The organism is Flavobacterium sp. H4147, assembly GCF_029360735.1.
Lineage (GTDB): Bacteria > Bacteroidota > Bacteroidia > Flavobacteriales > Flavobacteriaceae > Flavobacterium > Flavobacterium endoglycinae.
Genome location: NZ_JARKNB010000002.1, coordinates 843,838 through 869,494 on the forward strand (window position 1 = coordinate 843,838; position 25,657 = coordinate 869,494).

The 25,657-nt window shown below is 33.7% G+C and carries 28 protein-coding genes and 1 pseudogene; 16 read left to right on the forward strand and 13 right to left on the reverse strand.

Annotation, left to right across the window (positions count from 1 at the left end; all coding sequences use genetic code 11):
* Positions 1-68: 68 nt before the first annotated feature.
* Positions 69-466 (reverse strand): annotated as a pseudogene (locus P2W75_RS11405) (helix-turn-helix domain-containing protein).
* Positions 467-674: 208 nt separating this feature from the next.
* On the opposite strand from P2W75_RS11405, the gene P2W75_RS11410 reads away from it, so the two are divergent.
* The 4 genes from P2W75_RS11410 to P2W75_RS11425 all read left to right on the forward strand — a co-directional run bounded on the left by P2W75_RS11410 (position 675) and on the right by P2W75_RS11425 (position 2,645).
* Entirely contained in the window at positions 675-1,151 is a 477-nt protein-coding gene (locus P2W75_RS11410; protein WP_276380572.1) for a hypothetical protein, read from the forward strand.
* A 26-nt stretch (positions 1,152-1,177) separates the two neighbouring features.
* Entirely contained in the window at positions 1,178-1,699 is a 522-nt protein-coding gene (locus tag P2W75_RS11415; protein WP_276380573.1) for a hypothetical protein, read from the forward strand.
* Positions 1,683-1,916 (forward strand): hypothetical protein, encoded by a 234-nt coding sequence (locus tag P2W75_RS11420; protein ID WP_276380574.1) that lies wholly within the window; start codon positions 1,683-1,685, stop codon positions 1,914-1,916. Before P2W75_RS11415 ends, P2W75_RS11420 begins: the two co-directional genes overlap by 17 nt.
* A 219-nt stretch (positions 1,917-2,135) precedes the next feature.
* A complete protein-coding gene (locus P2W75_RS11425) occupies positions 2,136-2,645 on the forward strand; it encodes a GNAT family N-acetyltransferase (protein WP_276380575.1) in 510 nt (169 codons plus the stop codon).
* Positions 2,646-2,855: 210 nt separating this feature from the next.
* Here the strand turns inward: P2W75_RS11425 and P2W75_RS11430 are convergent, their stop codons facing one another.
* Positions 2,856-3,428, reverse strand: coding sequence for a Crp/Fnr family transcriptional regulator (locus P2W75_RS11430; RefSeq protein ID WP_207296885.1), 573 nt, complete (start codon positions 3,426-3,428; stop codon positions 2,856-2,858).
* A 235-nt stretch (positions 3,429-3,663) separates the two neighbouring features.
* On the opposite strand from P2W75_RS11430, the gene P2W75_RS11435 reads away from it, so the two are divergent.
* Entirely contained in the window at positions 3,664-4,776 is a 1,113-nt protein-coding gene (locus tag P2W75_RS11435; protein WP_276380576.1) for a polysaccharide lyase family 1 protein, read from the forward strand.
* A 258-nt stretch (positions 4,777-5,034) separates the two neighbouring features.
* Here the strand turns inward: P2W75_RS11435 and P2W75_RS11440 are convergent, their stop codons facing one another.
* The 3 genes from P2W75_RS11440 to P2W75_RS11450 form a co-directional block, all read right to left on the reverse strand.
* Positions 5,035-5,418 (reverse strand): DUF3037 domain-containing protein, encoded by a 384-nt coding sequence (locus P2W75_RS11440; protein WP_276380577.1) that lies wholly within the window; start codon positions 5,416-5,418, stop codon positions 5,035-5,037.
* On the reverse strand, positions 5,408-6,187 hold the full coding sequence (locus tag P2W75_RS11445) for a HipA family kinase (RefSeq protein ID WP_276380578.1): 780 nt from the start codon (positions 6,185-6,187) through the stop codon (positions 5,408-5,410). The genes P2W75_RS11440 and P2W75_RS11445 overlap by 11 nt, the downstream gene beginning before the upstream one ends.
* Before the next feature lie 220 nt (positions 6,188-6,407).
* Positions 6,408-7,256, reverse strand: a complete 849-nt coding sequence (locus tag P2W75_RS11450; protein ID WP_276380579.1) for an NAD(P)H-hydrate dehydratase — start codon at positions 7,254-7,256, stop codon at positions 6,408-6,410.
* Positions 7,257-7,588: 332 nt separating this feature from the next.
* On the opposite strand from P2W75_RS11450, the gene gcvT reads away from it, so the two are divergent.
* The 4 genes from gcvT to P2W75_RS11470 all read left to right on the forward strand — a co-directional run bounded on the left by gcvT (position 7,589) and on the right by P2W75_RS11470 (position 12,135).
* Positions 7,589-8,671, forward strand: a complete 1,083-nt coding sequence (gene gcvT / locus P2W75_RS11455; RefSeq protein ID WP_207296890.1) for a glycine cleavage system aminomethyltransferase GcvT — start codon at positions 7,589-7,591, stop codon at positions 8,669-8,671.
* 209 nt (positions 8,672-8,880) lie between these two features.
* A complete protein-coding gene (locus tag P2W75_RS11460) occupies positions 8,881-10,911 on the forward strand; it encodes a carboxy terminal-processing peptidase (protein ID WP_276380580.1) in 2,031 nt (676 codons plus the stop codon).
* 169 nt (positions 10,912-11,080) lie between these two features.
* Positions 11,081-11,794: a YebC/PmpR family DNA-binding transcriptional regulator gene (locus tag P2W75_RS11465; protein WP_012024626.1), complete on the forward strand. Its 714-nt coding sequence runs from the start codon at positions 11,081-11,083 to the stop codon at positions 11,792-11,794.
* Positions 11,795-11,928: 134 nt separating this feature from the next.
* Positions 11,929-12,135: a hypothetical protein gene (locus P2W75_RS11470; protein WP_276380581.1), complete on the forward strand. Its 207-nt coding sequence runs from the start codon at positions 11,929-11,931 to the stop codon at positions 12,133-12,135.
* A 50-nt stretch (positions 12,136-12,185) separates the two neighbouring features.
* Here P2W75_RS11470 and P2W75_RS11475 read toward each other — a convergent pair whose 3' ends face one another.
* The 3 genes from P2W75_RS11475 to P2W75_RS11485 all read right to left on the reverse strand — a co-directional run bounded on the left by P2W75_RS11475 (position 12,186) and on the right by P2W75_RS11485 (position 16,971).
* On the reverse strand, positions 12,186-13,064 hold the full coding sequence (locus P2W75_RS11475) for a LamG domain-containing protein (protein WP_276380582.1): 879 nt from the start codon (positions 13,062-13,064) through the stop codon (positions 12,186-12,188).
* A 659-nt stretch (positions 13,065-13,723) separates the two neighbouring features.
* Positions 13,724-14,764, reverse strand: coding sequence for a PLP-dependent cysteine synthase family protein (locus P2W75_RS11480; RefSeq protein WP_207296894.1), 1,041 nt, complete (start codon positions 14,762-14,764; stop codon positions 13,724-13,726).
* Between the two features lie 71 nt (positions 14,765-14,835).
* The gene (locus tag P2W75_RS11485) at positions 14,836-16,971 is read right to left on the reverse strand and encodes a S9 family peptidase (RefSeq protein ID WP_276380583.1); all 2,136 of its coding nucleotides are present in this window, start codon (positions 16,969-16,971) and stop codon (positions 14,836-14,838) included.
* Between the two features lie 69 nt (positions 16,972-17,040).
* On the opposite strand from P2W75_RS11485, the gene P2W75_RS11490 reads away from it, so the two are divergent.
* Positions 17,041-17,361, forward strand: a complete 321-nt coding sequence (locus P2W75_RS11490) for a YbaB/EbfC family nucleoid-associated protein (protein ID WP_276380584.1) — start codon at positions 17,041-17,043, stop codon at positions 17,359-17,361.
* 147 nt (positions 17,362-17,508) lie between these two features.
* On the opposite strand, the gene P2W75_RS11495 is transcribed toward P2W75_RS11490, so the two are convergent.
* Positions 17,509-18,528, reverse strand: a complete 1,020-nt coding sequence (locus P2W75_RS11495) for a low specificity L-threonine aldolase (RefSeq protein WP_207296897.1) — start codon at positions 18,526-18,528, stop codon at positions 17,509-17,511.
* A gap of 349 nt (positions 18,529-18,877) precedes the next feature.
* On the opposite strand from P2W75_RS11495, the gene prfB reads away from it, so the two are divergent.
* Together prfB and msrB are read left to right on the forward strand one after the other, a co-directional pair.
* A protein-coding gene (prfB, locus tag P2W75_RS11500; RefSeq protein WP_207296898.1) for a peptide chain release factor 2 occupies positions 18,878-19,976 on the forward strand; the annotation gives its coding sequence in 2 pieces (ribosomal slippage) (positions 18,878-18,940 and positions 18,942-19,976; 1,098 coding nt in all).
* 79 nt (positions 19,977-20,055) lie between these two features.
* A complete protein-coding gene (gene msrB / locus P2W75_RS11505; RefSeq protein ID WP_207296899.1) occupies positions 20,056-20,499 on the forward strand; it encodes a peptide-methionine (R)-S-oxide reductase MsrB in 444 nt (147 codons plus the stop codon).
* A 42-nt stretch (positions 20,500-20,541) separates the two neighbouring features.
* Here the strand turns inward: msrB and P2W75_RS11510 are convergent, their stop codons facing one another.
* From P2W75_RS11510 to P2W75_RS11525, 4 genes are all read right to left on the reverse strand, one after another.
* Positions 20,542-20,748, reverse strand: a complete 207-nt coding sequence (locus tag P2W75_RS11510; RefSeq protein WP_276380585.1) for a hypothetical protein — start codon at positions 20,746-20,748, stop codon at positions 20,542-20,544.
* Positions 20,749-20,759: 11 nt separating this feature from the next.
* Entirely contained in the window at positions 20,760-21,068 is a 309-nt protein-coding gene (locus tag P2W75_RS11515) for a DUF3817 domain-containing protein (RefSeq protein ID WP_276380586.1), read from the reverse strand.
* Between the two features lie 3 nt (positions 21,069-21,071).
* Positions 21,072-21,530, reverse strand: a complete 459-nt coding sequence (locus tag P2W75_RS11520) for a hypothetical protein (RefSeq protein WP_276380587.1) — start codon at positions 21,528-21,530, stop codon at positions 21,072-21,074.
* Between the two features lie 70 nt (positions 21,531-21,600).
* Positions 21,601-22,191 carry a TetR/AcrR family transcriptional regulator gene (locus P2W75_RS11525; RefSeq protein ID WP_276380588.1) on the reverse strand — a complete coding sequence of 197 codons (591 nt, stop codon included), beginning with the start codon at positions 22,189-22,191 and terminating at the stop codon, positions 21,601-21,603.
* 153 nt (positions 22,192-22,344) lie between these two features.
* Here P2W75_RS11525 and P2W75_RS11530 point away from each other — a divergent pair, with 153 nt between their 5' ends.
* The 4 genes from P2W75_RS11530 to P2W75_RS11545 all read left to right on the forward strand — a co-directional run bounded on the left by P2W75_RS11530 (position 22,345) and on the right by P2W75_RS11545 (position 25,577).
* Entirely contained in the window at positions 22,345-23,973 is a 1,629-nt protein-coding gene (locus P2W75_RS11530) for an acyl-CoA carboxylase subunit beta (protein WP_276380589.1), read from the forward strand.
* A 121-nt stretch (positions 23,974-24,094) separates the two neighbouring features.
* Positions 24,095-24,517, forward strand: a complete 423-nt coding sequence (locus tag P2W75_RS11535; protein WP_207296905.1) for a DoxX family protein — start codon at positions 24,095-24,097, stop codon at positions 24,515-24,517.
* Between the two features lie 125 nt (positions 24,518-24,642).
* A complete protein-coding gene (locus tag P2W75_RS11540; RefSeq protein ID WP_276380590.1) occupies positions 24,643-24,990 on the forward strand; it encodes a hypothetical protein in 348 nt (115 codons plus the stop codon).
* A 116-nt stretch (positions 24,991-25,106) separates the two neighbouring features.
* Positions 25,107-25,577 carry a hypothetical protein gene (locus P2W75_RS11545; protein ID WP_276380591.1) on the forward strand — a complete coding sequence of 157 codons (471 nt, stop codon included), beginning with the start codon at positions 25,107-25,109 and terminating at the stop codon, positions 25,575-25,577.
* Positions 25,578-25,657 lie beyond the last annotated feature (80 nt).

Consider the following 25,657-nt stretch of genomic DNA (forward strand, 5'->3'; position numbering starts at 1 on the left):
AAACATAATAAATAAAAAAGAGACCTCATAAAAGGTCTCTTCTCAATTTAATATATCTTCAAAAACAATTATTTCCCATTCAATAACTTCTCCAAATACTCCACTTTATCTTTTTCAGCTTGCACCAAACGTTCGTAAAGTTCAACTACTTTATCTAAAGGATTAAAAGTGCAGTTGTAATCACCTGTTGTAATAATAGGAATAGTACCGTGATCTTGAAAAGTATTTCCAATAATATTAAAAACCGCTTCTTCCGAAAAGTTTTTAATGGCTTCAACAGAAACTCCGAGAGCTTTTGCTATTTCAATTAGTCTTTGCTCGTCTACCGTTTCGCTGTTTTCAATATTGAAATTGACTGCTGACTTATTCCTAAAGCATAAGCAAGAGCTTCCTGCTTCATATCTTTAAGCTCTCTAATACGGCTTATATTTCTGCCGATATGTCTTGGTTTTATTGCTGTACTCATAATTCAAAGATATTTAAAATTCTTAAACGAAACTCAATTTCGGTAAAAAACAAAGCTATTTTTGTAAGATACGCTTTTCATTTCCTGTATAAACAATTGTTTATCAAACTTACAATTTAAATACATTTAAAAATTGTTTCGTTTGTAGTTTTCTTTTTCAGTTTTGAATAAGTTTACTATGTTTGATTAAAAAACAACTAAATTCAATATGGGCACAAACATTGTTCTGATCTTTTTAGTATTACTTATTATTTCTCTTCTTTGTTACCCGAAAATTCAATCCTGGGTTGATTATTATAAAGAACAAAGAGCAATAGAGTTTAAAAAAAGAACAGGTCTTGATTTGTGGTCTCTTTATAGATTATCAGCACCTACACCATTTTTCTGGGGTTTAGAAAAATTCATCTTTAACACAACTATTTTTTACTTCGATGAAAATAATTTATACCTAATACAATCAGATGAACCTGTAATTAAATATCCTCTTTCATCAATTATAGAAGCCAGAAGAACAATGGTTACGATTAACAAAAGAAGAGTTTGGAAAATAATTATTAATAATTCTGGTCAGCAAATAATTTATAAGTTAAGGACTTATAGCAATTTTAGTCTTTTCTTAGAGAAAGTAAGTGAAAACCCAAATGCAATTGTAGACGATAGGTATATTTGGGGAATATTTGAGTAATAATTAATTTTAATAATATTGCAAAAATGGCAATCTGGCAATATCTTTTAATTGTAGTTCCTAAAAATTCAATTGATCAGAATTATAATATTTTTGAAAATAACAAAACTGAATTTTTACCAGACACTAATTCTTATTGGGAAAATCTTGTTGGCAGTACTAGCGATATTATTTCAGAACTTGATCAAATTCTTCCAAGAGCACATTGGAGCACCGATACTTTTGTAAGCTGGAAAGGCGATGATAAAAACAATGAAGATAATGATGGCCATATTAGCTTAACAGATGATAAAAGTCAGATAGAAGAATTGACTTTCAGAATTGATTTGAGAAAAGAATCAAATATTACAAATACTCTTCACTCAATATTAGACCTTTGCAAAAAACATAATTTTGTTTTAATTGACTTAAAAGGAAAAATTTTCGAACCAAATTTAGAAGATATTTTAGAAAGTATTAAAACTTCAAATGCTGCACGATTTCTTAATGACCCAATACAGTTTTTCGAAGATTTAAATAAAAATAATTCAAATGAAACAAGAACATAAAATTATCCTTGAATTGCTAGAATCTTATTTAGAAAAGAATCCAAGTCAGAGATTTGGACAGGCATTGTTCAATCTCAATATTAATGAATTTCAGAAAACTACTGACCCTAGAAATCCGAATTATAACATAAGAGATATTCATGGTGACAATGATTTAGATATTATTGAACGAATCCAAAATCGTTTACATTTGATAGAATCCCAGAAAAACAATTAATTCTCTAGCTAGCAAATACGCACAATATTAAATTCAATTGCCTCCAGTTTTAGCTGGAGGTTTTTATTTTGCAGTATAAAGTCGGCTTTAGCCAAAAAACTTAAAAGATTAGGCTAAAGCCATTTTCTACTATAACTTTGTCTCCCACAGCTAAAGCTGTGGGCAATTCAAATGTTCTTGGCTAAAGCAAGAAACAATTCAAAATATTTTATAAATAACATGATTACAAAAGCATTACTAGAAGATATTCCCGCATTAACAACCTTAATAAATTCAGCATACAGAGGCGAATCGTCTAAAAAAGGCTGGACAACCGAAGCGCATTTACTAGAAGGAAAAAGAACCGACGAACAGGAAATGACCGAAATCTTTCTAGATTCAAAAAATACAATCCTGAAGTTTACAGAAAATGATACCATTATCGGTTCGGTTTTATTGGTAGAAAAAGGACATCAATTGTATTTGGGAATGCTTACGGTTTCGCCAGAACTTCAAAACAGCGGCATCGGGAAAAAGCTTTTGGCAGCAGCCGAAGATCATGCTAAGTCTCTTGGTTTATCGAGTATTATTATGACGGTTATTTCGGTTCGCGAAGAATTGGTGGCTTGGTACAAACGTCACGGTTATGTTGATACAGGCAAACGCGAAGCTTTTCCTGAAAGTGAAATTCATACTACGGTTTCTGAAGTTCCTTTGGAGTTTGTTTATTTGGAGAAAAGCATTGCGTAAAGTTTAACCGCAAAGAACGCAATGGTTTACGCCAGGTTCGCTAAGATTTTTTTAATCTCGCAAAGTCGCGAAGACGCAAAGTTTAACTGAAAAACTGCCATATAAGTACTATAAGAATTTTAAGTTTTCTGCTTACTTGAACTTATATTACTTATATGGTTCAAAAAACTTTGCGACTCTGCGACTTTGCGAGATTTTATTTTAACCTAATCAAGAAACCGTTCTCTTAATCTTAGAAAGAAACTCGTGCGAAACGCCCAAATACGATGAGAGATTCTTGTTGTTTATCGAACTTATCTTTTGCGGATAACGCTCTTTAAAATCCAAATAACGTTGTTTTGAGGTTTTATTGAGAACATCCAAAAGCCGCTGTTGAATCGCAACATTCGCGCGCTCAATCATGAGAACATGAAACTTAATCAGTTTTGGAATCATGGCAAACAAATACGTTTTTTGCTTTTTATTGATCACGACTATTTCACTGTCTTCAATGGCTTTAATGTTGTATGTGGTTGGTTTTTGGTGATAAAAACTTTCCAGATCACACATCCATTCGTTTTCGAATGAAAAGAAAATAACGGTTTCGGTTCCGTTTTCATTTAAAATGTAAGTTTTAAAAGAGCCCTTCAAAATAAATCCCTCATAACTATTATTAGAATCTTGAATCTGAAGAAACTGATTCTTTTTGAGTTTAATGAGTTCTGCCTTTGAAACAATAATGTCCCATTCTTCATCCGTGAGCGGAATTTTTCGCTCAATGTTTTGTCTAAGTAGGTTGTACATGTTGTGGTTTTTGTGAGGAATAAATTTGTTTTTCAACTCATTATTAATTAGGGGCTTAAATAATGTAATCGATTACGTAAAAGTAAACATAAAATGCATTTTTGTAAATTTACAACTGTTAAAAAAACACATTTCGTAGATTTTTTTGCAAAAGTTTGAACTTGTTCAATTTTTTTCGTGCAAATTATAATCAGATTTGTAACGTTAAATTTTTATAAACCACCAAACTTAAACTATGAAATTAAATGTAACAATCTCAATGTTTGCCTTAACATTGGCACTTGGTTTTACGGCATGTAATACTGAGGAAATCGGATCAGCGCAAGATTCACAAAGCGCAGCAATTGAAACAACAACTCCAACAAACAGCAATCTGACGGCTAAAATTGGAAACTGCGCTGAAGTTCCGGGCTGGGCTTCACAAAACGGAGGTACGACCGGAGGAGGTTCTTCGGCTGAAACAACAGTCACTACTTATGCACAGCTGAAATCAGCGATCGAAAACACAACTGTAAAAGTGATTAAGGTTTCGGGAACAATTACCATTACCACAAGATTGTCTTTCCAAGATCAAACTGGAAAAACAATTTATGGCGCTAATGGTGCAAAATTGGTTTCCACTAACCAGACTAAAGACGGTTCTGGAATCATTAACATCAAAAGATGTAAAAACATCATTATTCGAAATTTAATTTTTGAAGGCCCAGGCGCTTATGACACTGACGGATGGGACAATGCCATTCTGGATGAATGTACAAACGTTTGGGTTGATCACTGCGAATTTAGAGATGGTGTTGACGGAAATTTCGACATCAAGAATAAATCAGATTATATTTCGGTTACGTATTCTAAATTCCACTATTTAAAACCACCAAAAGCTGGAGGTTCTGGAGGATCAGACGATCACAGATATTCTAACTTAATAGGCTCAAGCGACGGCGCTACTGGTGACCGTGGTAAATTAAGAATCACTTTTGCAAGATGCTGGTGGGCTCCAGGCTGTAAAGAAAGAATGCCTAGAGTTCGTTTTGGACAAGTTCATATTGTAAATAGCTTTTTCAATAGTACTGTAAGCAACAAATGTGTTGCCGCAGGTTTTGAAGCGAATATTCGTGTAGAAAGCAACGTTTTTGAAGGTGTGAAAAACCCAATCGATTTAATGAGTGGTTATACTGCCGTTACCGTTACTGATAATGTATTTACAAGTGTGACAGGAACTCAGGCTGGAAGCGGTACAGCTTTTACGCCGCCCTATTCTATCGTAAAATTAAATAAAACGGCTGTTAAAGCTGATATTTCTGCCAATGCAGGAGCTACTTTAGGCGGTAATATCTGTGGTTCTTTTTAATAGAATTACAATAAAAAAGTAAGTTAGTTTTTAGTTAGAACCACGGATTGCAGTTTTGTAATTCGTGGTTTTTTAGTTTTTGTTTGTTTAGTTTGTTTCAGGTTTCAAGTTTCAGGTTTCAGGTTTCAGGTTTAATCGCCTAGTTTGTCATTCCTACGAAGGAGGAATGAAAATATTATTAAAAAAGAAAAAGACGCACTGCTGTGCGTCTCTACAGAAAGCCTTTGTCGCTTTGTAACTCTGTACCTTTGTACCTTTTTAAAGAACCAATTCTTCAAATAATCTCTGAATTGTTTTCTCTAAATCCTCACACAATCCCGGATGAGGTCTTGACGTTTGAATTGCTGAACTTCTAATAGCTGTTAACCAGCGAAAACGTTCCGGGATTTCAAATTCAGCAATTGGACCGCCGTCTCTGGCTCCTTTTGCTATTTTTTCTAAAGAAGTCAAATTACATTCTAGCTGTTCAATGTCGAAATCGGCAGAAAGCGCTTGTATTTTTTCTTTATTTACGTGAAAAAGAACCTTTATAAATTTGGCTTTTTTACAAAACAAAATGATTCCAATATTCAGGAATTCTTCGCGCTCTACCCTTGGTACAACACGAATCACAGCATACTCGTATAAGTGATTATCTTGCATTTTGCGCCTGATTTACAAATATTTCTGAATTGGCTAATCTTGTCTTTAAAAACTGCAGATACACGTTTCGCAATCCTTCTGGAGTTTCGTCTGCATCTTCCCACTGCAGCCAGTCCAGCGGAATGGTATTTACAATTTCTTCTAAAATTTCTGGCGTTAAAATCGCTTTAAACTCAGCATCGACTTCTTTTAAAAGTGAAGCTTGAGGTAATAAAACGTGATCTTTTATCAACGCAAACGGACTTTTAGCATGTTGTTCCCAGTTGCTCCAAGAATGATGGAAATACAAGCACGCACCATGATCGATCAACCATAATTCTTTGTGCCAAATCAACATATTGGTGTTTCTGAAAGTTCGGTCAACATTGGTGATATAAGCATCCAGCCAAACAATCTGTGAAGCTAATTTTGCATCGACAGTTGTAACCGCAGGATCAAAAGTTATGGCACCAGATAAGAAGTGAAGCGCCAAGTTTAATCCCTGACTTCCTTGCAATAAATCTTGGATTTCTTCATCGGCTTCAGTTCTTCCGAAAGCTTCGTCGAGATTGGCAAATACTAATTCTGGTAGTTGTAGTTTTAAGGCTTTTGCGATTTGTCCGCCAACTAATTCGGCTATTAAGGCTTTTACACCATGTCCGGCACCTCTAAATTTTAAAACGTATTTAAAATCGTCGTCGGCTTCTGCTAAGGCTGGCAACGAACCGCCTTCGCGTAATGGAGTTATATAACGGGTAACGTTTACCGTTCTGAGATCGAAGTTTTTCATAGTACAAACTTACGAATTTTTCTAAACCGCAAAGAACGCTAAGGTTTACGCAAGGTTCGCAAAGTTTTTTTAATCTCGCAAAGGCGCGAAGGCGCAAAAAAACAAAAGACTTTGCGACTCTGCGACTTTGCGAGATTTATTAGTTTAGACTTAAACTTTCTTATATAACTTATATGGTTAAAAATTGCGTGCTTTGCGTAATTCCTTGCGTCCTTTGCGGTTAAACCTGTAAACTCAAAAAAGCTTTTCCAAGATATTTAATAATAGTTGAAGCGGTAAAAGATTCGTAACCAGTTTTGGGTAAAGCTAAATCTGCGGTTAATCCGTGGAGGTAGACGCCTAATTTTGAAGCGTATTTGGGTTCGTAACCTTGTGCTAAAAGACTAGTGAGGATTCCGGTTAAAACATCGCCGCTTCCTGCGGTTGCGAGTGCAGCGTTTCCGCTTGTGTTTTCGTAAACTGAAGTTTTGTTTATAATGAATGTTGGAGCGCCTTTCATTACTACTATGACTTTGTACTTTTCTGAAAAAGCGATTGTTTTTTGGAATTTCTCTGATTCTGAATTCCACTTTCCAATCAAGCGTTCTAATTCTTTTGGATGAGGTGTTAGAATCGTGTCTTCGGGAACTAATTCCAGCCAAGATATATTTTCTGAAATGATATTTAAGGCATCGGCATCTAAAACTAGAGGTACTTTATTTATTCTTAAAAATTCAAATAAGGCTTTTTGTGTGCCTAACTCCTTTCCTATTCCTGGTCCGATTCCGATGGCTTGCGGAATTAGCGGCAGATGAATATTAGTAATGAAATTGGTATTTTCGTCGGTTACGGTCATTACTTCTGGAATGGAAGTTTGAAGGATTTGATAACCGCATTTAGGTATCAAAGTCGTTACGAGTCCGCATCCTGATTTTAAGCAGGATTTTGAAGCTAAAACGCCTGCTCCTATTTTGCCATAACTTCCGGCAATAATCACCGCGTGACCTTGTGTTCCTTTATGTGCTTTGGAATCTATTGGTTTGTATAGCTTTAGAATTTCTTCTTTATTTATTAGATACGGTGATTTCATTTTTGCTGGCGTTTTAATTTTAAACACATAGAATCATAGCTTTTCTTTGCGCTTAAAGGCATTTCACTTGTTTAAATGCAAATTAGCTGAATTTAAAAAAGGACTAGATTTTATATTAAAATTACATAAAAAATTGAAATCCTTAATCTTCTTTTGAAAACGTCGCTCCTAGCCCTGATAGAAGCGGCATCCTTTTACTTTTTTCTTTAAAAAGTAAAAGATATAGCGGATAGCAGGAAATAGCTCCTAATTATTGCGAAATTTATAATTTAGGCTGTTTAAATTCGATATTTTTTGAATAGATTTGCAGAACAATTTTATAAAACAACACAATGAAAAATACTGCGCTTACGCACATACATGAGGGTTTGGGAGCGAAAATGCTGCCTTTTGCAGGTTACAACATGCCTATTACATACGAAGGAGTTAATGCTGAACACGAAACTGTTCGTAATGGTGTGGGCGTTTTTGACGTTTCGCATATGGGTGAATTTTTGTTAACAGGTCCAAATGCTTTGGCTTTGATTCAGAAAGTGACTTCAAATGATGCTTCGACTTTGACAATTGGAAGAGCGCAATATTCTTGTCTTCCGAATAATGAAGGCGGAATTGTTGACGATTTGATTATTTATAAAATGAAAGAAGAGCAGTATTTACTGGTTGTAAATGCTTCTAATATTGAAAAAGACTGGAACTGGATTTCTTCGCACAATGATTTGGGCGTTGAAATGCGAAATCTGTCTGATGATTATTCTCTTTTAGCCATTCAAGGCCCAAAAGCAGTTGAAGCAATGCAGTCTTTAACTTCGGTTGATTTGTCTGCCATTACATATTACCATTTTGAAGTGGGTGATTTTGCAGGAATCGAACATGTAATTATTTCTGCTACAGGCTATACAGGTTCTGGCGGTTTTGAAATTTACTGTAAAAATAATGAGGTAGAACAAATTTGGAATAAGGTTTTTGAAGCTGGAGCTTCTTTCGGAATCAAACCAATTGGTCTTGCTGCTCGTGATACTTTACGTCTTGAAATGGGATTCTGTCTTTACGGCAATGACATTAACGATACTACTTCTCCACTTGAAGCTGGTTTAGGATGGATTACGAAATTCACAAAAGATTTCACTAATTCTGAAGCGCTTAAAAAACAAAAAGAAGCTGGTGTTACTAGAAAATTAGTTGCTTTTGAAATGCAGGAACGTGCTGTGCCAAGACATGATTATGAAATTGTGGATGGTGAAGGAAACGTGATTGGAATTGTAACTTCGGGAACAATGTCACCTTCTATGAATAAAGGAATTGGTTTAGGATATGTTACAACAGCAAACAGCGCCGTAGACAGCGATATTTTTATTAGAATTAGAAAAAATGACGTTCCTGCCAAAGTGGTTAAATTGCCTTTTTATAAGAAATAAATTTTACTGATATAAAACATAACAGCCTTACAGAGAATTTTGTAAGGCTTTTTTATTTATAAAATTCATAAAATTTCCGATTATATATGTATTTTACCGATGAAAGACCGTATGAATCTAGTTTTGAGGATGTAAGATTTTTTACGAATAATATAAACCGAAATAAAAAAAATACCGTAATTTTAATATAAATCTTGATTCTGCGATTTATGAAAAAAATTGGGTTGCTTTTTTTATTGACTACCACTTTTCTATTTAGCCAAAATAGCGCCCAGACATGCGATATTCTCAACAAAATAAATGCTGTTATACAAACGGAACATCTACGTCCTAAACCTGTCGATGACAGCTTATCTGTTTATGTTTTTGATAATTTGATCAATGAGTTAGATCCTTCTAGGAATATCTTTTATAAAACTGAATATGATGAAATGGCAGCTAAATACCGCTTGAATTTAGATGATCTTATTCTCGAAAATGATTGCAGTTTTTTAAACGATATAACTTCTAAATATATTGCCGGTTTAAAAAGAACAAAAGAGGTTTTGGAAAAAATGCAAAATGTTCCCTTTGATTATTCTAAAAAAGATACCATACGCTTTTACAAAAAAACATTTCCTTTTTACTTAAAAAAAGAAGATGTAGAGAAAGTTTGGCAGAAAAAAATACGCTACCAAATCTTGGACGATATAGCTGAAAGCAGTGATAATCTGGATTCTATCAAAGCTAATTTTAAAACGATTGAAGAGAAATCCCGAAAATTAATTTTATCAAATGAAATCTGCCGAATCAGTACGCTTTTAGAAACAAAAACCAAACAGGACGAAAATCTGTATAATTTTTTCTGTACGTATTTTGATCCGCATACAGCCTATTTCAGCGACGATTCTAAATCAAGTTTTGTAGCTTCATTATCTAAAGAGCATTTGTCTTTGGGTATGACGGTTAATTTAAATGAGAAAAATGAAATTATTGTTCATGAAATTGATCCAAATGGCCCAGCATACCAAACGGGGCAGATAAAAAAAGGCGATCAGATTATTTCGGTTTCCAATAATAAGGAAACACTTCAGGTTTCTTGTTCTTCTTTGGAATCTATTTCGACGATGATTTTATCAGAAGCCAATAAAAGTCTTACGCTTACGCTGAAAAGAAACTCTGGAAAAAACTTTGATGTTTACATTGAAAAGCAGGTTATGAAGGATGAAGAAAATTCGGTTTTCAGCTTTATAATTGGTAAAGAAAGTAAAATTGGATACATCAAAATACCAAGTTTTTATGCCGATTTAGACGGAAACAGCCGTAAAGGCTGCGCCGATGATGTAGCTCGTGAAGTCATTAAATTAGAACGCGATAACATTAAAGGTCTTGTAATTGATTTAATTGACAACGGTGGCGGTTCGATGGAAGAAGCGATTAAACTAGCAGGAATGTTTGTTGATTATGGTCCAATTTCGATTGTAATAGATCATACACAGGAGAAAACGGTAATAAACGATCCTTTTAAAGGTGTTATTTATAGAGGTCCAATTGTTATTCTGGTAAATAGCAATACGGCTTCTGCCAGTGAATTTTTCTCTTCTATTATGCAGGATTATAACCGCGCACTTTTATTAGGAAGCAATACACTTGGAAAAGCAACCATGCAGACCATTCTTTCGCTTGACGAAACTAAAAACACTGATTTTCTTAAAATTACAATTAATAAGTTTTATCGTGTTACTGGAAAAAGTCATCAATATATTGGTGTAACTCCAGACGTAGTTCTTCCTGAATTTTACGAAGATGTTTACCAAAAAGAAAGTGACTTTCCTACTGCAATAAAAAATGACAGCATAGCACCATTTTTGAAATACAAACCTTATGTAAAAAGAAGTTTAATCGATAAAATAGCGCAGAAAAGCAGCGCAAGACTTGCTGGCAATTATTACTTTAATGACATTAAAAGGATCAACCAGAAAATCGATCAATTGATAAATACTCCAAAGGCAGAATTACCTATGAATCTCGATGCTGTTTTCCAGCAAAAGAAAATGGTAGATTCTCTTTGGAAAGAAATCAATACTTTTAATGATGAAAATAATCCACTGGATGTTTATAATTCTACAGTAAATCAATTTTTATTAGGCGCCTATCCTAATGAGAAAACTATCAATCAATATCAAATGGATCAGCTAAAAATTAATCCTTATTTAAACGAAGCTGTAAATATAATTGTCGATTTTAATTCATCGAAATAATTATTGATTTCCAAGTTTTAAGTTTCGGATTATCTTTTAATTGAAACAGTCTTCTTTATAAAACTTAAAACGATCAAAAAACTTTTGAAAACCTTTAAAAAGTTAAATTTTGATTTTGGATAAATAAGGAATTACTTTTATTTTTGCATCACAAAATAAAAAATTAGAAATGGGAAGAGCGTTCGAATTTAGAAAAGGAAGAAAAATGAAACGTTGGTCTGCAATGGCCAAAACATTTACCCGAATTGGTAAAGATATCGTTATGGCCGTTAAAGAAGGCGGTCCTAATCCTGATGCCAATTCTAGATTAAGAGCGGTTATACAAAACGCGAAAGCTGCCAACATGCCTAAAGACAATGTGGAGCGTGCGATTAAAAATGCCAGCAATAAAGATACTGCCAACTATAAAGAAATTTTGTTTGAAGGATATGCTCCTCACGGAATTGCAATTTTAATTGAAACTGCATCTGACAACAATAACAGAACTGTAGCCAACATCCGTAGTTATTTTAATAAATGCAATGGAACAATGGGAACTCAGGGATCTGTTGAGTTTATGTTTGATCATACTTGTAATTTCAGAATTGCTAAAGACGGGATTGATGCAGAAGAACTAGAATTAGAGCTTATTGATTTTGGTGCTGAAGAGGTTTTCGAAGATGAAGATGGAATTCTAATCTATGCTCCTTTTGGAAGTTTTGGTGCGTTACAGAAAGAGTTAGAAAACAGAGGGCTTGAAATTTTATCTTCTGGTTTTGAGCGTATTCCGCAAATCACTAAAGAGTTAACAGAAGCTCAAATCGCTGACGTTGAAAAATTAATTGAAAAAATCGAAGAAGATGATGACGTAATGAACGTTTATCACACAATGAAAGAAGAATAATTTTTTCCTTTAATAATACATTTAAAAGCTCCGGATTCGGAGCTTTTTTTGTTTGAAATCATTTTAAACTAGGGTTACCCATTTAAAAAATTAATATTTACAGTTATATTTGCCCTACCTCAAATAACAACAAAATGCAAACATCAAAAATTACAAGAATTGCAGTAATAGTATTGGTACTTCTATTTTTAGTATTAAGCGTAATAAGCTGCAGCACACATGTTCATTCTAGCCATCCTAGACCAGCAAGCGGTAAAAGAATACCTCCAGGGCAAGCTAAAAAAATATCAGGAGATAAAAGCGCAAAAGCGTATGCTCCAGGTCAGCAGAAAAAGAGATAAAAAAAGCCTTCTGAATTTCAGAAGGCTTCTTTTTTGTAAAAATTGCTGATTTATTTTTTCCCAGCGCTATTTATGACTTTAATTAAATAAGTTCCTTCGGGCAAATCACTAATATTAGAACCATTAGTTTCCATTATCTTTTTCCCATCAGAATAGACTTCAATATTTTTACTTGTTTCAGCAGATGATGTTTTTACAGTCGGATTACTTACTTTTTTAGAGTTATTAACCGCTGATGTTTCAATTACCTTCCCAGTAGGTTTTGAGCTTTCATAAGCTTCTAAAACTTGTTCATCTGTCATAGCTACTACATATAATTTAAGATCATCAATATCTGCATTTATAGCAGTAGAAGTATTTAATTTTCCTATACTTAAGATATAACCTTTAGCTGAACGCTGAATGTCTGAGACGGATTTCAGTAATTGACCATTACGGTAAATTTTAGTTACATTTCCATCGTATGTAACACTGTACAGATACCACGTATCTTTTACAAGAGGAACGGAAATTGTAATATTGTTTGTATCTCCCCAGCCAATCAAACTTAAATCTGAATTACCTCCAGAAGCCGGCTGTTGTAATAATGCAAAATATTGTCCGTTTACTGGTGTACCATAATTAAAAATGTAATTAGCAGTATTTACAGCATTGAATTTTACCCAGATCGAAATTGTTTTTGGTTTATTGCCTTGAGGAAGATCGCCCACAACACCCTGATATGCTTTATTGGTTAATCGTAAAGCACCTTTAGGAGTTCCCATTCTATCATTTACAAAAACAGGTGTGCCAAGAAATGAAACTGTATTATCAGCACTGTTTAGAGTCCCGTTGAAATTAAATTCCTGTACCGGATTTTGAGCATTTGCTTTAAAAAAAATAAATAACACTAAAACGAATAATACTTTTTTCTTTTTTATAGATTTCATTTGAATAGTTTGGGGGCTTAGGCAAATATTTTATTGCAAATCTGAAAAATCAAATTTCAATATTTTGTTTATTATTTTTATAAATTTTGTTAAAACTATAATTTTTATCTACCATTACCAAACAATTCCTACACGTAAATAAATAATTCTCACAAAAAAAATTTAGTAGTCTTTTAAGATTCTTTATAAATACTTTTTAAATTATTTAGATGGAAACAAAAAATTGAATTCGAAAAAAAGCCTTCTAAAAATTCAGAAGGCTTTTCAACTATTCCAAAAATATTTAATTACTGTAATGGCATATAAAAGCTAACATTAAATAACATATCAGAACCGTATTTGGAAGTGATTTTTAAGATGGCGTTTTGTTATTTTCAGTAAATAAGTTTTTGGAAGATCATTTATAATCATAGAATTGTTTTTTATAACTTTCGTTCTTTACAAGCTTACATTTTTAGCTTATTCTAGAAGCAGTGTATCAATTTACTCCCACTAATCTATTATATTATATCGTTTCTGAAAAGTATAACCGACAATTAGCTCAAAAACTCGTTAAAATCACTTGATCGTCATTTTTGCTTCTAATTGAATTATAAAATCATAAAAAAACTCCATTCGCAAATGGAATGGAGTTTCAAATATTTAGGAAGTAATTTATATTACTTTACAAATTCAATTTTTTGAGTTTCTTCTTCATTAACACTATCAAAGAAACCTTGTTCATTCATCCAGTCATCACTAAATACTTTACTCATGTAACGTGATCCATGATCTGGGAAAATAGCTATAATATTACTGTCTTTTGTAAACTCACCTTCCTCCGCATATTGTTTAATCGCCTGCATTACTGCTCCTGACGTGTATCCAACAAAAAGTCCTTCTTTTCTAGTGATTTCTCTTGCCGAATGAGCACTTTCCTCATCGGTTACTTTCATGAATTTATCAATGATATCAAAATCTGTTGCTGAAGGAATTAAGTTTTTCCCTAAACCTTCAATACGGTATGGGTAAATTTCTTTGCTATCGAATTCTTTTGTTTCGTGGTATTTTTTCAATACTGATCCAAAAGCATCAACTCCTAAGATTCTAATATTTGGATTTTGTTCTTTTAAGAATTTTGCGGTTCCAGAGATAGTTCCTCCTGTTCCGCTGCAGGCAATTAAGTGTGTGATTTTTCCTTTTGTCTGCTCCCAGATTTCAGGACCTGTAGTGTTGTAGTGAGCATCAATATTTAATTGGTTGAAATATTGATTAATGTAAACTGAACCTTTTGTTTCTTCGTGAAGGCGTTTGGCTACATTATAGTATGATCTTTCATCATCTGCAGAAACGTGAGCCGGACAGACATATACTTTAGCGCCTAAACTTCTCAACATGTCAATTTTATCTTTGGATGATTTTGAACTTACTGCTAAAATACAGTTATATCCTTTTATTATGCTTACCATTGCAAGACTAAAACCTGTATTTCCTGATGTAGTCTCAATAATAGTATCGCCTGGAGAAAGTATTCCTTTTCTTTCGGCTTCTTCAATTATATATAACGCTATTCTATCTTTTGAAGAATGACCTGGGTTAAAAGCTTCTACCTTTGCGTAGAAATTTCCTTCTAACTCTTCGGTGATTTTATTTAGTTTAATAAGTGGGGTATTACCTATTAACTCTAAAACATTGTTATAAGCGTTTATTTCTTCTTTCATAAAAAAATAGTTAATCAAAGGCATTTTTAAATTAACCTTGATAGGTTGCAAATTTAACAAAAAAAATCTAATTAGCTTTTAATTTTTTCTAAATCTAATAAAAAACTAAATTCTTTTGCTAAGTCTTTTAAAGCTTCAAATCGCCCTGAAGCCCCGCCATGTCCGGCATCCATATTAGTATCTAAAAACAGAAGATTGGTATCTGTTTTTAATTCTCTCAATTTCGCCACCCATTTAGCTGGTTCCCAATATTGTACCTGAGAATCGTGTAATCCGGTAGATACATACATATTAGGATATTTTTGTGCTTTTATATTATCGTAAGGCGAATACGACAACATGTAATCGTAATATTTTTTATTATTTGGGTTTCCCCATTCATCATATTCTCCAGTTGTAAGCGGAATACTGTCATCCAGCATTGTGGTAATAACGTCTACAAAAGGTACTTGAGCAATAACACCATTGTACAATTCTGGAGCTTCATTTATAATAACTCCCATCAGTAATCCTCCTGCAGATCCACCCTCGGCATAAAGATGTTCAGCAGAAGTATATTTCTCGTCTATTACAAATTTAGAGCAATCGATGAAATCTGTAAAGGTATTTTTCTTTTTTAACAGTTTCCCATCTTCATACCATTGTCTTCCTAAATCCTCTCCTCCTCTAATATGCGCGATTGCGTAAACAAATCCGCGGTCTAACAAAGAAAGTCTTGTTGAAGAAAAATAAGTATCCATCGTAATACCGTAAGAGCCGTAAGCATACAGTAACAAAGGATTTTTTCCGTTTTTCTGAAGACCTTTTCTGTAAATCATCGAAATGGGCACTTTTACACCATCTCTGGCTGTTGCCCAAACACGTTCTTCAACATAATTTTCTTTATCAAATTTTCCTCCTAATACCTGTTGTTCTTTTAGAATTTCTTTGGTTTTAGTTTTCATATTGAAATCAATTACAGATGACGGCGTTGCAAGCGATTGGTAGCTGTAACGTAGAATATCAGTATCAAAATCGATATTAGTAGTTGTATAAGCATTGTAGGTTTCGCTTCCAAATGGCAGGTAATAATCTGGTTCGTCATTCCAAGGCATTATCCGGATATGATTTAAACCGTTTGAGCGCTCTTCAACCACTAAAAAGTTTTTGAATATTTCAATATCTTCCAGCAAAACATCTTCTCTATGCGGAATAACATCTACCCAGTTTTTCTTTCCTGTTTTGTTTTCCGGCGTTTTCATCAGCTTAAAGTTCGTCGCTTTATCTTTATTGGTTAAGATGTAAAACGAATCTTCATAATGCGAAATACTGTATTCTAATCCGCGCACGCGAGGTTGAAAAACTTCAAATTCTCCATCTGGATTATCCGAATTTAAAATTCTGTATTCAGTCGTCAATGTGCTTCCTGAACTGATTACAATATATTTTTTTGATTTTTCTTTGTTTACAGAAACATTAAATGTATCATCGGTTTCATGATAAACCAATACATCGTTTTTGGAATCTGTATTTAATTTATGTCTAAAAATTTTATCGGCTCTTAAAGTAACCTCATCTTGTCTGGTGTAAAACAAAGTGTTGTTATCGTTTGCCCAGACAGATCCTCCAGTTGCATTTTCGATTTTGTCTGCTAGAATTTCACCCGTCTGAAGATTTTTCACTTGAATGGTATAAATTCTTCTTCCCACGATATCGACTCCAAAACTTGCAAATTTATTATCAGGACTAATACTCAATCCGCCTAATTTAAAATAAGCATGTCCTTTTGCCAGTTCGTTGCAGTTAAATAAAATTTCTTCATCTGCCGAAAGGCTTCCTTTTTTTCTTGAAAAAATAGGATAATCCTGCCCGGTTTCGAAACGTGTGATATAATAATATCCGTTGTAAAAATACGGAACAGATGAATCATCTTCTTTAATTCTCCCTTTCATTTCTTCATACAAAATCTCTTGCAGGTCTTTTGTATGAGCTGTCATTTGCTGATAATATTCGTTTTCTTTATTTAGATAATCAATTACTTCTGAGTTCTCTCTATCATTTAGCCAGAAGTAGTTATCTATACGGGTTTGCTTATGTTTTTTTAAAGTTTTAGGTATGATTTGGGCCTTTGGAGCCGTTATATTTTTTTGCATTGATTGAGCATTAATTTTTAAACATGGAGAGGCAAAAATAGTACAAACACAATAGAACAAAATTATTTTTTTCATAAAATATTCTATTGAATTAACACAGCAATATACTAATTTTGTCTGAAATAATTTAAAAAATCAATAAAAATGGACTTAATGGGAATGATGGGTAAACTTAAAGAAACCCAGCAAAAAATTGAAGACACAAAAAAACGCTTAGATACCGTTTTAATCGATGAAGAAAGCGCTGACGGATTATTGAAAATTACAATTACAGCAAACAGAAACATAAAAACAATCTCAATCGATGATTCTTTATTTGAGGATAAAGAGCAATTAGAAGATTATTTGATCGTAACTCTAAATAAAGCTATCGAAAAAGCAACTCGTGTAAACGAAAGAGAAATTGATGCTGTAGCAAGAATGGACATGCCTACTATCCCAGGAATGGATAATCTTTTTAAATAAGACTCAAAAGAACAAAGATGCAAAGGTTCAAAGTTTATTATACACATGAAAACTTTGAACCTTTTTTATATAAAAAAAGCGCACTATTGTACGCTTATATTAAACCTTTGCAACTCAGAACCTCAGAACCTTTTCATCTAGTAAAAATCAAATTTTCGAAAAAGTCTCCATCACATATGTATGCATGACTTCTTTATAATCCAAATGCGTTACAATTCGAAGTTTATTACGTCCTAAAGAGCTGATTAAAATATTTTTTTGTTTTAATTTTTCGATTAAAAGCGTATCGCTGTAACCTTCTGCCAAAGAAAAAATCAAAATATTGGTTTCTACAGGTTCTACACTTGCCACCCATGATTTCGTACTTAAAATCGCTCCGATTTCTTTAGCTCTGCGGTGATCTTCGGCTAATCTTTCTATATTGTTTGCCAAAGCATACAAACCCGCTGCAGCCAAATAACCTACCTGACGCATTCCACCGCCCAATATCTTTCTGATTCTCAACGCCCTATGAATATCAGCTTTACTTCCAAGTAAAACAGAACCAATTGGAGCACCTAATCCTTTAGACAAACAAACTGAAATAGTGTCAAAAATAGCTCCGAATTCTTTCGGATTTTGTCTTTTAGCCACTAAAGCATTCCAGATTCTTGCGCCGTCTAAATGAAATTTCAAATTATTAGCGTCACAAACCCTTTTTATATCTCGTAAATCTTCTAATTCGTAGCAAGCTCCTCCACCTTTGTTTGTTGTATTTTCAACACAAACTAAACTGGTTAACGGACTGTGATAAAATTCAGGATCATTGATTGCTGCTGCGACTTGAGCTGCATTAATCATTCCCCGGTCTCCATCCAGAAGACAACAGGAAACACCACTGTTAAAGGAAACGCCTCCACCTTCGTAATGAAAAACATGTGCATATTTATCGGCAATTAATTGCTCTCCTGGCTGCGTATGCAATTTAATGGCAGTTTGATTTGCCATAGTTCCAGACGGAAAAAAAAGTCCAGCTTCCATACCAAAAAATTCGGCTACTCTTGTTTCTAGTTCAATAACCGTAGGATCCTGTTTGTATACATCGTCGCCAACCTGAGCGTTGAACATATACTGAAGCATCTCATATGTAGGCTTTGTAATGGTATCGCTAATTAAATTTATTTCCATATATAACTATATATTTTTCGACAGCAAAATTACGTATTACTGTTAGTTATTAATCGTAAGTTTTAATAAATTTTAACTTAAGATTACTACACAACCAAATTAACGTAATATTTGTAAAAAACATATAAAACTATCATTAATAATTCAAAAATTGATTTCTTATTTTTCAAATCAATTGCAGATACTCTAGAATCAATACTACGAGATCTATCCTTTTTTGCTCAGTAATTTATTGCTGAATTCTAAAAACTAAATCTTATTTTTGTAGCACGAAATTACTTATTAGACTTTTAACACAGACTAATATATAATACCAACAAAAAACATCTAAAAAACAAGTTATTAATTTATGACAACAGCCGAACAAGTAAAAGGTATTGTGGAGCGCCTTGGTGCGTTGAGGAGGTATCTTTGACGTTGATGCCAAGCTAATCGAAATTGCAAACGAAGAAGAAAAAACTTTTGCTCCTGATTTTTGGAATAATCCTAAAGAAGCCGAAAACATTGTAAAAAATCTTCGAAATAAGAAAAAATGGATTGAAGATTATGACAAAGCTGCTACTCTTACAGAAGAATTACAGCTGGCTTATGATTTTTATAAAGAAGGGGAACTTTCTGTTGACGAGCTAGATGAACAATATGACACAACACAGACTCATATAGAAAACATCGAATTCAAAAATATGCTTTCTGATGAAGCCGATAGTTTAAGTGCGGTTGTACAAATTACAGCTGGAGCTGGAGGAACTGAAAGCTGTGACTGGGCTGGAATGCTGATGCGTATGTATATGATGTGGGGAGAAAGTTATGGTTATAAAATCAAAGAACTTAACTTTCAAGAAGGTGATGTTGCTGGAATAAAAACCGTAACTTTAGAATTCGAAGGAGATTATTCTTTTGGTTATTTAAAAGGAGAAAATGGAGTTCACCGTTTGGTTCGAATTTCGCCTTTTGATAGTAATGCCAAACGTCATACTTCATTCGTATCAGTTTATGTATATCCGCTTGTAGATGATAGTATCGAAATCGACATTAATCCTGCCGATATCGAAATTACAACTTCTCGTTCGAGCGGTGCTGGTGGACAAAACGTAAATAAAGTTGAAACAAAAGTTCAGTTAGTTCACAAACCAACAGGAATCCAGATTCAGTGTTCGGAAACACGTTCTCAGCAAGATAACAGACAGCGAGCTATGCAGATGCTTCGTTCGCAGTTGTATGAAATCGAACTGAAGAAACAACAAGCACAACGTGCCGATATTGAAGCTGGAAAAATGAAAATTGAATGGGGTTCGCAGATTCGTAATTATGTAATGCAGCCTTATAAATTAGTAAAAGACGTTCGTACAGGTTACGAAACCAGCGACGTTGATGGTGTAATGAACGGAAATATTGACCCATTCCTTAAAGCCTATTTAATGATGATGGGACAAAAAGAGGAAGAATAATAATCAGTGTTCAGTGCAGTTTGCAGTCGCAGTAACTTGAAACCTGAAACTTGAAACATTCAACTAAAAAGAAAAAGTTATGATCAAATGGGCAGATGTAATTCATTTTACAAACAAAGGAAATCCAACTCCAGATAAAAGAGTGGAAAAAACGGAGGAAGAATGGAAACAAATCTTGACTCCAGAAGAATATCAGGTAACACGTTTAAAAGGAACCGAAAGATCATTCAGCTCAGAAATGTGCAGCTTGTTTGATCCTGGTATTTACGAATGTAAATGCTGCGGAACAGTACTTTTTGATGCAAGTGAAAAGTTTGAATCCGGTACAGGATGGCCATCATTTACGCAGCCTATCAAAGAAAACGCTATTGGGTATCACGCTGATAAATCATACGGAATGATTCGTGTTGAGGTTGTATGTAATGTCTGCGATGCACACTTAGGGCATGTTTTCCCTGACGGGCCGCCTCCTAGCGGTTTACGTTATTGTATTAATGCGGTTTCACTTTCTAAAGTAAAATAGTCATCATAAAAAAAGCCAGAAGATAATCTTCTGGCTTTTTGCTTATAAAGCTTCGCACTCAAAACCAATTACTTTCATTAAAAAAATTACTTTTTCGAGAATATCATCTTTACATTCAAATCGTAAAATATTGTCACAGTCTTCAAGATCAAAATTCCACTTTGAATCTGGAAATATCTTATTGAGTTTTGGAGTTGCTTTCTTTACTTTCGCAATACTGTCAACATTTGTTTTAAATACCAAAACCATAATTTAAAGGATTATGAGTTGATTTTACTTAAAATTTTAGAATCAATATAAAAAGTACCAAAAGGAATCATACAAGCCACGAGCACTTTCCAAGTTGTATCTTTAAACTTCCAATTTTGTTCAACACCTACACTTAAGGTATTAAAAATAAAAAGCAAAAATAAAGCGCCATGTATAGTGCCAATGGTTCTGGTTAAAAATGGCATTTCAAAAATATATTTCATAGGTATTGCAACAAAAAGCAATATCAAGAGTGAAGTTCCTTCCAGAAACCCAATAATTCGTAAACGTCCAGTAGTAGTATGCAGTAAATTTTTCATGATTTATCTAATATAAGGTCGGTTTGCAAGAGGTGAAAATGGCCACGGAATGGCAATAAAAATGATAATTAAAGCAACGGTAAACCAAATAAGCATGGTTTTGAATTTCTGGCCGTCAGAAAGTTTTCTTTTTGCCAAAGCAGAACCAATTGTAATAAAAATGATCGCAGCAAGCATTAAAACAATGTGAATAAGCCCGAAGAAAGCCATATCCAAATTCTGAATTCCATCTTTAAAATTTCTCCAGAAATATTTCACAATAGGGCTCTGCACATACACCAATATCCCAAAAAGAAGCTGAATATGGGCAATTGTTGCTGTCCAGTGCCGGATGAGGTTGTCTGTTTTGGTAAAAGAAAGTTGGAAAAAATATCCTTTGTAAGCTCTGTAAATTGAATATAATAAGCTCAACAATACGAGCCATCTCATAAATGAATGGCAGATTAAAATAGATTGATGCATCGTTTTTTGATTAAAGACAATGCAAATATATTTAAAAACATACTAGTTAGTATGTTTTTAAAGAAAAAAATTATTTCAGTCCATTCAAATAATTTCTAAACTCTTGTAAATAAACCAAATACACTTTTTTATCATTATGAAGTTTTCCAAAATTACGAATTCCCCAATAACCGGAAAGGATAAAAAATGCGACCTGTTCTCCTACGACATCTTTTCTAATTAATCCCTGCTCCTGCCCTTTTTCAATTGCTTTTACAATCTTCTCTTTCCATAAATTAACCAATTCGGTTAAAGCACGACTGAATTTAGTATTCCATGGAGCCATTTCTTGCGTCAAATTACCCACTGGACAGCCATATTGCGTTTGCAAAAAAGGATCTTCCAGCAGTAAATAAGAAATCATATTGTAAAAATCTTCAATTGGATTACGTGAATTTTCTGTCGGCTTTATAAAGTATTCCTGCATTGTAGGCTTCAAAATTTCTTCAATTATAGCAACTCCCATTTCATCTTTGGTTTTAAAATGGTAATAAAAAGCCCCTTTCGTTACTTGGGTTGTAGCGATAATTTCGTCAATGCTCGTTGTTTGATATCCTTTTGTATAAATCAGTTCAAATGCTTTATGAAGAATAGTGAGTCTGGTATTTGCGGCTTTAGACATAAAAAATACTAATTAGTATAAAAAACAAATTAAAGAAAATTATTTGATTTTAAAAACTACAGAAAAGGTTTTCGTTTTCGCAAAAGCATCTTCGTTTATTTCAATTGATTTTGTAAATTAGCCAACACTATTTTGTAAAATCAATATTATATCATGGATTTAAACTTCAATAAAAACGAAGATCACAATAAATTACTCCTTTCAGAATTAAAACAAAAGTTTGCCAAAGTAAAACTAGGCGGAGGCGAAAAAAGAATCGAAAAATTACACTCAGAAGGCAAAATGACGGCACGTGAGCGTATCGATTATTTATTGGACAAAGATTCAAATCGTATTGAAATAGGTGGTTTTGCCGGCGAAGGAATGTACGCTGAACATGGCGGATGTCCATCTGGCGGTGTTGTAATAAAAATTGGCTACATTAAAGGAAAACAATGTATTGTTGTTGCTAATGATGCAACTGTGAAAGCCGGAGCTTGGTTTCCAATTACAGGAAAGAAAAATCTTCGTGCGCAGGAAATTGCTATCGAAAACAGATTACCAATTATTTATCTGGTTGACAGTGCAGGAGTTTATCTGCCAATGCAGGATGAAATTTTTCCTGATAAAGAACACTTCGGAAGAATTTTTAGAAACAATGCCCAAATGAGCAGTATGGGTATCACGCAAATTGCGGCCGTTATGGGAAGTTGTGTTGCTGGAGGTGCTTACCTGCCTATTATGAGCGACGAAGCTTTAATTGTAGATAAAACCGGAAGTATTTTCCTTGCGGGAAGTTATTTGGTAAAAGCTGCAATTGGAGAAACAATTGACAACGAAACTTTAGGCGGAGCAACAACACACTGCGAAATCTCTGGAGTTACGGATTATAAAGCCAAAGACGATAAAGATGCTTTGGATAAAATTAAAAATATAGTTGATAAAATTGGTGATTTTGATAAAGCTGGATACAGCCGAATTAAAGCTGAAAAACCTTCTTTAAATCCTAATGATATATACGGAATTCTGCCAAAATCGCGTTCAGAACAATACGACATGATGGAAATTATCAAGCGTCTGGTCGATAATTCAGAATTTGAAGCTTACAAAGATGGTTACGGACAAACCATTATTACTGGTTATGCCAGAATTGACGGCTGGGCTGTGGGAATTGTGGCAAATCAGCGAAAAGTAGTTAAAACCAAAAAAGGCGAAATGCAATTTGGCGGTGTTATCTATTCTGACAGTGCCGATAAAGCAACTCGATTTATTGCCAACTGTAACCAAAAGAAAATTCCATTGGTATTTTTGCAAGATGTTACCGGATTTATGGTAGGCTCAAAATCAGAACATGGCGGAATTATAAAAGATGGCGCAAAAATGGTAAATGCAGTAAGTAATTCTGTTGTACCAAAATTTACGGTTGTTGTAGGGAATTCGTATGGCGCAGGAAATTATGCGATGTGCGGAAAAGCATACGACCCTAGATTAATTTTTGCATGGCCAAGTGCAGAACTTGCCGTAATGGGCGGAACACAAGCGGCAAAAGTTTTAGCACAAATCGAAGCTTCTTCGCTTAAAGCAAAAGGAGAAATAATTGACGAAGCTAAAGAAACAGAACTATTCAATAAAATTAAAGCGAAATACGACGAGCAGGTTTCACCTTATTATGCAGCTTCAAGATTATGGACAGACGCGATTATTGATCCTTTAGATACGCGCACTTGGATCTCAATGGGAATCGAAGCTGCCAATCATGCTCCTATCGAAAAACCATTTAATTTAGGCGTAATTCAGGTTTAAGTCGTTTTCAAGACTCAGAATGCGTTAAATAAAAATCAAAAATCTCATTTTCAGATACTTATTTTAATAATGTCATTAAAATTTACTAATTTTAATGTACAATTCTTAATCACGTAGTATCATGGAAAATGTTAAAAGCTTGAATAAGTGGGCAAACTCGCATACTTATTTACCAGTAGATTTAGTACGTATTATATTGGGTGTTTTTTTATTTATGAAAGGCATTTCATTTGTAACAAATATCCAATATCTACATGATTTAATTTCTCCAATTGATCAATTTGGAGGCGGTATGTTCCTCTTGCATTATATTGCGCCCGCGCATATGATTGGAGGAATAATGATTGTTTTTGGATTACTTACGCGCTGGGCAATTGCGGCACAGCTTCCAATTCTTTTTGGGGCAGTTCTCGTAAATTTCATGGGAAAAATGCACTCTGAAAGTCTTATGGTCGCCATTTTGGTATTACTGCTTTGTATTTTCTTTTTATTTTACGGAGGCGGTAAACATTCTGCCGATTATTATTTTAAAATGCAGCAATAAATAAAATATATTTTTCATTCTCAGCTTAAGTAATTAAGCTGAGAATGAAACAAAAAAGCATTTTTAAGAACTAATTAGCACTTTAAAATTTCTTTTATTGTGTTTTATGAACTAAATTCGCCCCCATGAATTGGATTCGTAAAACTGTACTATTTTTATCCCTGCTGGTTATCGCATTTTTTGCTGTTCAAGCAAACGATACTCCTGTACAAATAACTGAAAGTCAAAAAACCGATTCTAATTTCAGTAAAGATATTGCAGATTCTTCGGCTTTTATTCAGCCGCAAGGCAGTTATCAGTTTGCTGCGAATATCAAAACAGACTACCCTGTAGTTATCAAATGGTTTGATTCACTGTTAGTTGTTGTACCGCAGCATGAAACCGTTAAATCTTGCTTTAACTTTACTAAACAGTTTACTACGCAGAGCCGAAAAATCTCATTGATGCTCTACGCCTTCCATTTTTTCTGGTAAATAAATCCTTGAAATTTTAATTGAGAAGAATTCATTCTTCTTATAGCACTAAGCCGTTTTCCACCTGAAAACCGCTTATAATTTCATGTTTATTTTACCAAATTAAAAATCAAAAAATGGATACAACTGTAACTATAATGGGTATTGTGATCGCAATCATAGTAGCCATCCCAATTTATTTTTCAGCACGATCGAGCGCTGCAAACAAATCGAGAATCTTAAATATCAAAAAGAAATTTAACCCCAATAATCCACAAGAATTTGATCTAACAGAAACGCAAAGCAATAAAACGCTTACGATAGATCAAAAAAATAGAAAATTCATATTAATGAATTTCAACCCAAACCAACAAGAATCAACTTATGTCGATTTAAAAAGCGTTTCTTCTTGTAAATTGGTTTTAACAACCGAAGGTGCTTCAGATACCATTATTAAGATTGATTACGAGTTTCAAGATAGAGAAACATCTAAAAAAATAACAATTCCATTCTATGATTTTGATGATGACCGCATTAAACAAATTAGTGCTTATCAAGATCATATGTTTGCGAAAAAATGGCTTAAAATCATACAAGATTCTATATAGTGTTAGTTATTTAATTCAGCAAAAGAGGCTCGTTTTCGGGTCTCTTTTTTTATTTACTAATATGATATTTGTCATTTTAT

Bases quoted from the DNA above. Each gene is read 5' to 3' on its own strand.
- P2W75_RS11430 (WP_207296885.1), bottom strand. From the start codon at position 3,428: ATGTACAACCTACTTAGACAAAACATTGAGCGAAAAATTCCGCTCACG.
- P2W75_RS11470 (WP_276380581.1), top strand. From the start codon at position 11,929: ATGCAAACATCAAAAATTACAAGAATTGCAGTAATAGTATTGGTACTT.
- P2W75_RS11530 (WP_276380589.1), top strand. From the start codon at position 22,345: ATGGATTTAAACTTCAATAAAAACGAAGATCACAATAAATTACTCCTT.
- P2W75_RS11515 (WP_276380586.1), bottom strand. From the start codon at position 21,068: ATGAAAAATTTACTGCATACTACTACTGGACGTTTACGAATTATTGGG.
- P2W75_RS11465 (WP_012024626.1), top strand. From the start codon at position 11,081: ATGGGAAGAGCGTTCGAATTTAGAAAAGGAAGAAAAATGAAACGTTGG.
- P2W75_RS11435 (WP_276380576.1), top strand. From the start codon at position 3,664: ATGAAATTAAATGTAACAATCTCAATGTTTGCCTTAACATTGGCACTT.
- P2W75_RS11450 (WP_276380579.1), bottom strand. From the start codon at position 7,256: ATGAAATCACCGTATCTAATAAATAAAGAAGAAATTCTAAAGCTATAC.
- P2W75_RS11440 (WP_276380577.1), bottom strand. From the start codon at position 5,418: ATGCAAGATAATCACTTATACGAGTATGCTGTGATTCGTGTTGTACCA.
- P2W75_RS11520 (WP_276380587.1), bottom strand. From the start codon at position 21,530: ATGCATCAATCTATTTTAATCTGCCATTCATTTATGAGATGGCTCGTA.
- P2W75_RS11490 (WP_276380584.1), top strand. From the start codon at position 17,041: ATGGACTTAATGGGAATGATGGGTAAACTTAAAGAAACCCAGCAAAAA.
- P2W75_RS11425 (WP_276380575.1), top strand. From the start codon at position 2,136: ATGATTACAAAAGCATTACTAGAAGATATTCCCGCATTAACAACCTTA.
- P2W75_RS11485 (WP_276380583.1), bottom strand. From the start codon at position 16,971: ATGAAAAAAATAATTTTGTTCTATTGTGTTTGTACTATTTTTGCCTCT.
- P2W75_RS11525 (WP_276380588.1), bottom strand. From the start codon at position 22,191: ATGTCTAAAGCCGCAAATACCAGACTCACTATTCTTCATAAAGCATTT.
- P2W75_RS11545 (WP_276380591.1), top strand. From the start codon at position 25,107: ATGGATACAACTGTAACTATAATGGGTATTGTGATCGCAATCATAGTA.
- P2W75_RS11480 (WP_207296894.1), bottom strand. From the start codon at position 14,764: ATGAAAGAAGAAATAAACGCTTATAACAATGTTTTAGAGTTAATAGGT.
- P2W75_RS11460 (WP_276380580.1), top strand. From the start codon at position 8,881: ATGAAAAAAATTGGGTTGCTTTTTTTATTGACTACCACTTTTCTATTT.
- P2W75_RS11415 (WP_276380573.1), top strand. From the start codon at position 1,178: ATGGCAATCTGGCAATATCTTTTAATTGTAGTTCCTAAAAATTCAATT.
- msrB (WP_207296899.1), top strand. From the start codon at position 20,056: ATGATCAAATGGGCAGATGTAATTCATTTTACAAACAAAGGAAATCCA.
- gcvT (WP_207296890.1), top strand. From the start codon at position 7,589: ATGAAAAATACTGCGCTTACGCACATACATGAGGGTTTGGGAGCGAAA.
- P2W75_RS11475 (WP_276380582.1), bottom strand. From the start codon at position 13,064: ATGAAATCTATAAAAAAGAAAAAAGTATTATTCGTTTTAGTGTTATTT.
- P2W75_RS11495 (WP_207296897.1), bottom strand. From the start codon at position 18,528: ATGGAAATAAATTTAATTAGCGATACCATTACAAAGCCTACATATGAG.
- P2W75_RS11445 (WP_276380578.1), bottom strand. From the start codon at position 6,187: ATGAAAAACTTCGATCTCAGAACGGTAAACGTTACCCGTTATATAACT.
- P2W75_RS11510 (WP_276380585.1), bottom strand. From the start codon at position 20,748: ATGGTTTTGGTATTTAAAACAAATGTTGACAGTATTGCGAAAGTAAAG.
- P2W75_RS11420 (WP_276380574.1), top strand. From the start codon at position 1,683: ATGAAACAAGAACATAAAATTATCCTTGAATTGCTAGAATCTTATTTA.
- P2W75_RS11535 (WP_207296905.1), top strand. From the start codon at position 24,095: ATGGAAAATGTTAAAAGCTTGAATAAGTGGGCAAACTCGCATACTTAT.
- P2W75_RS11540 (WP_276380590.1), top strand. From the start codon at position 24,643: ATGAATTGGATTCGTAAAACTGTACTATTTTTATCCCTGCTGGTTATC.
- P2W75_RS11410 (WP_276380572.1), top strand. From the start codon at position 675: ATGGGCACAAACATTGTTCTGATCTTTTTAGTATTACTTATTATTTCT.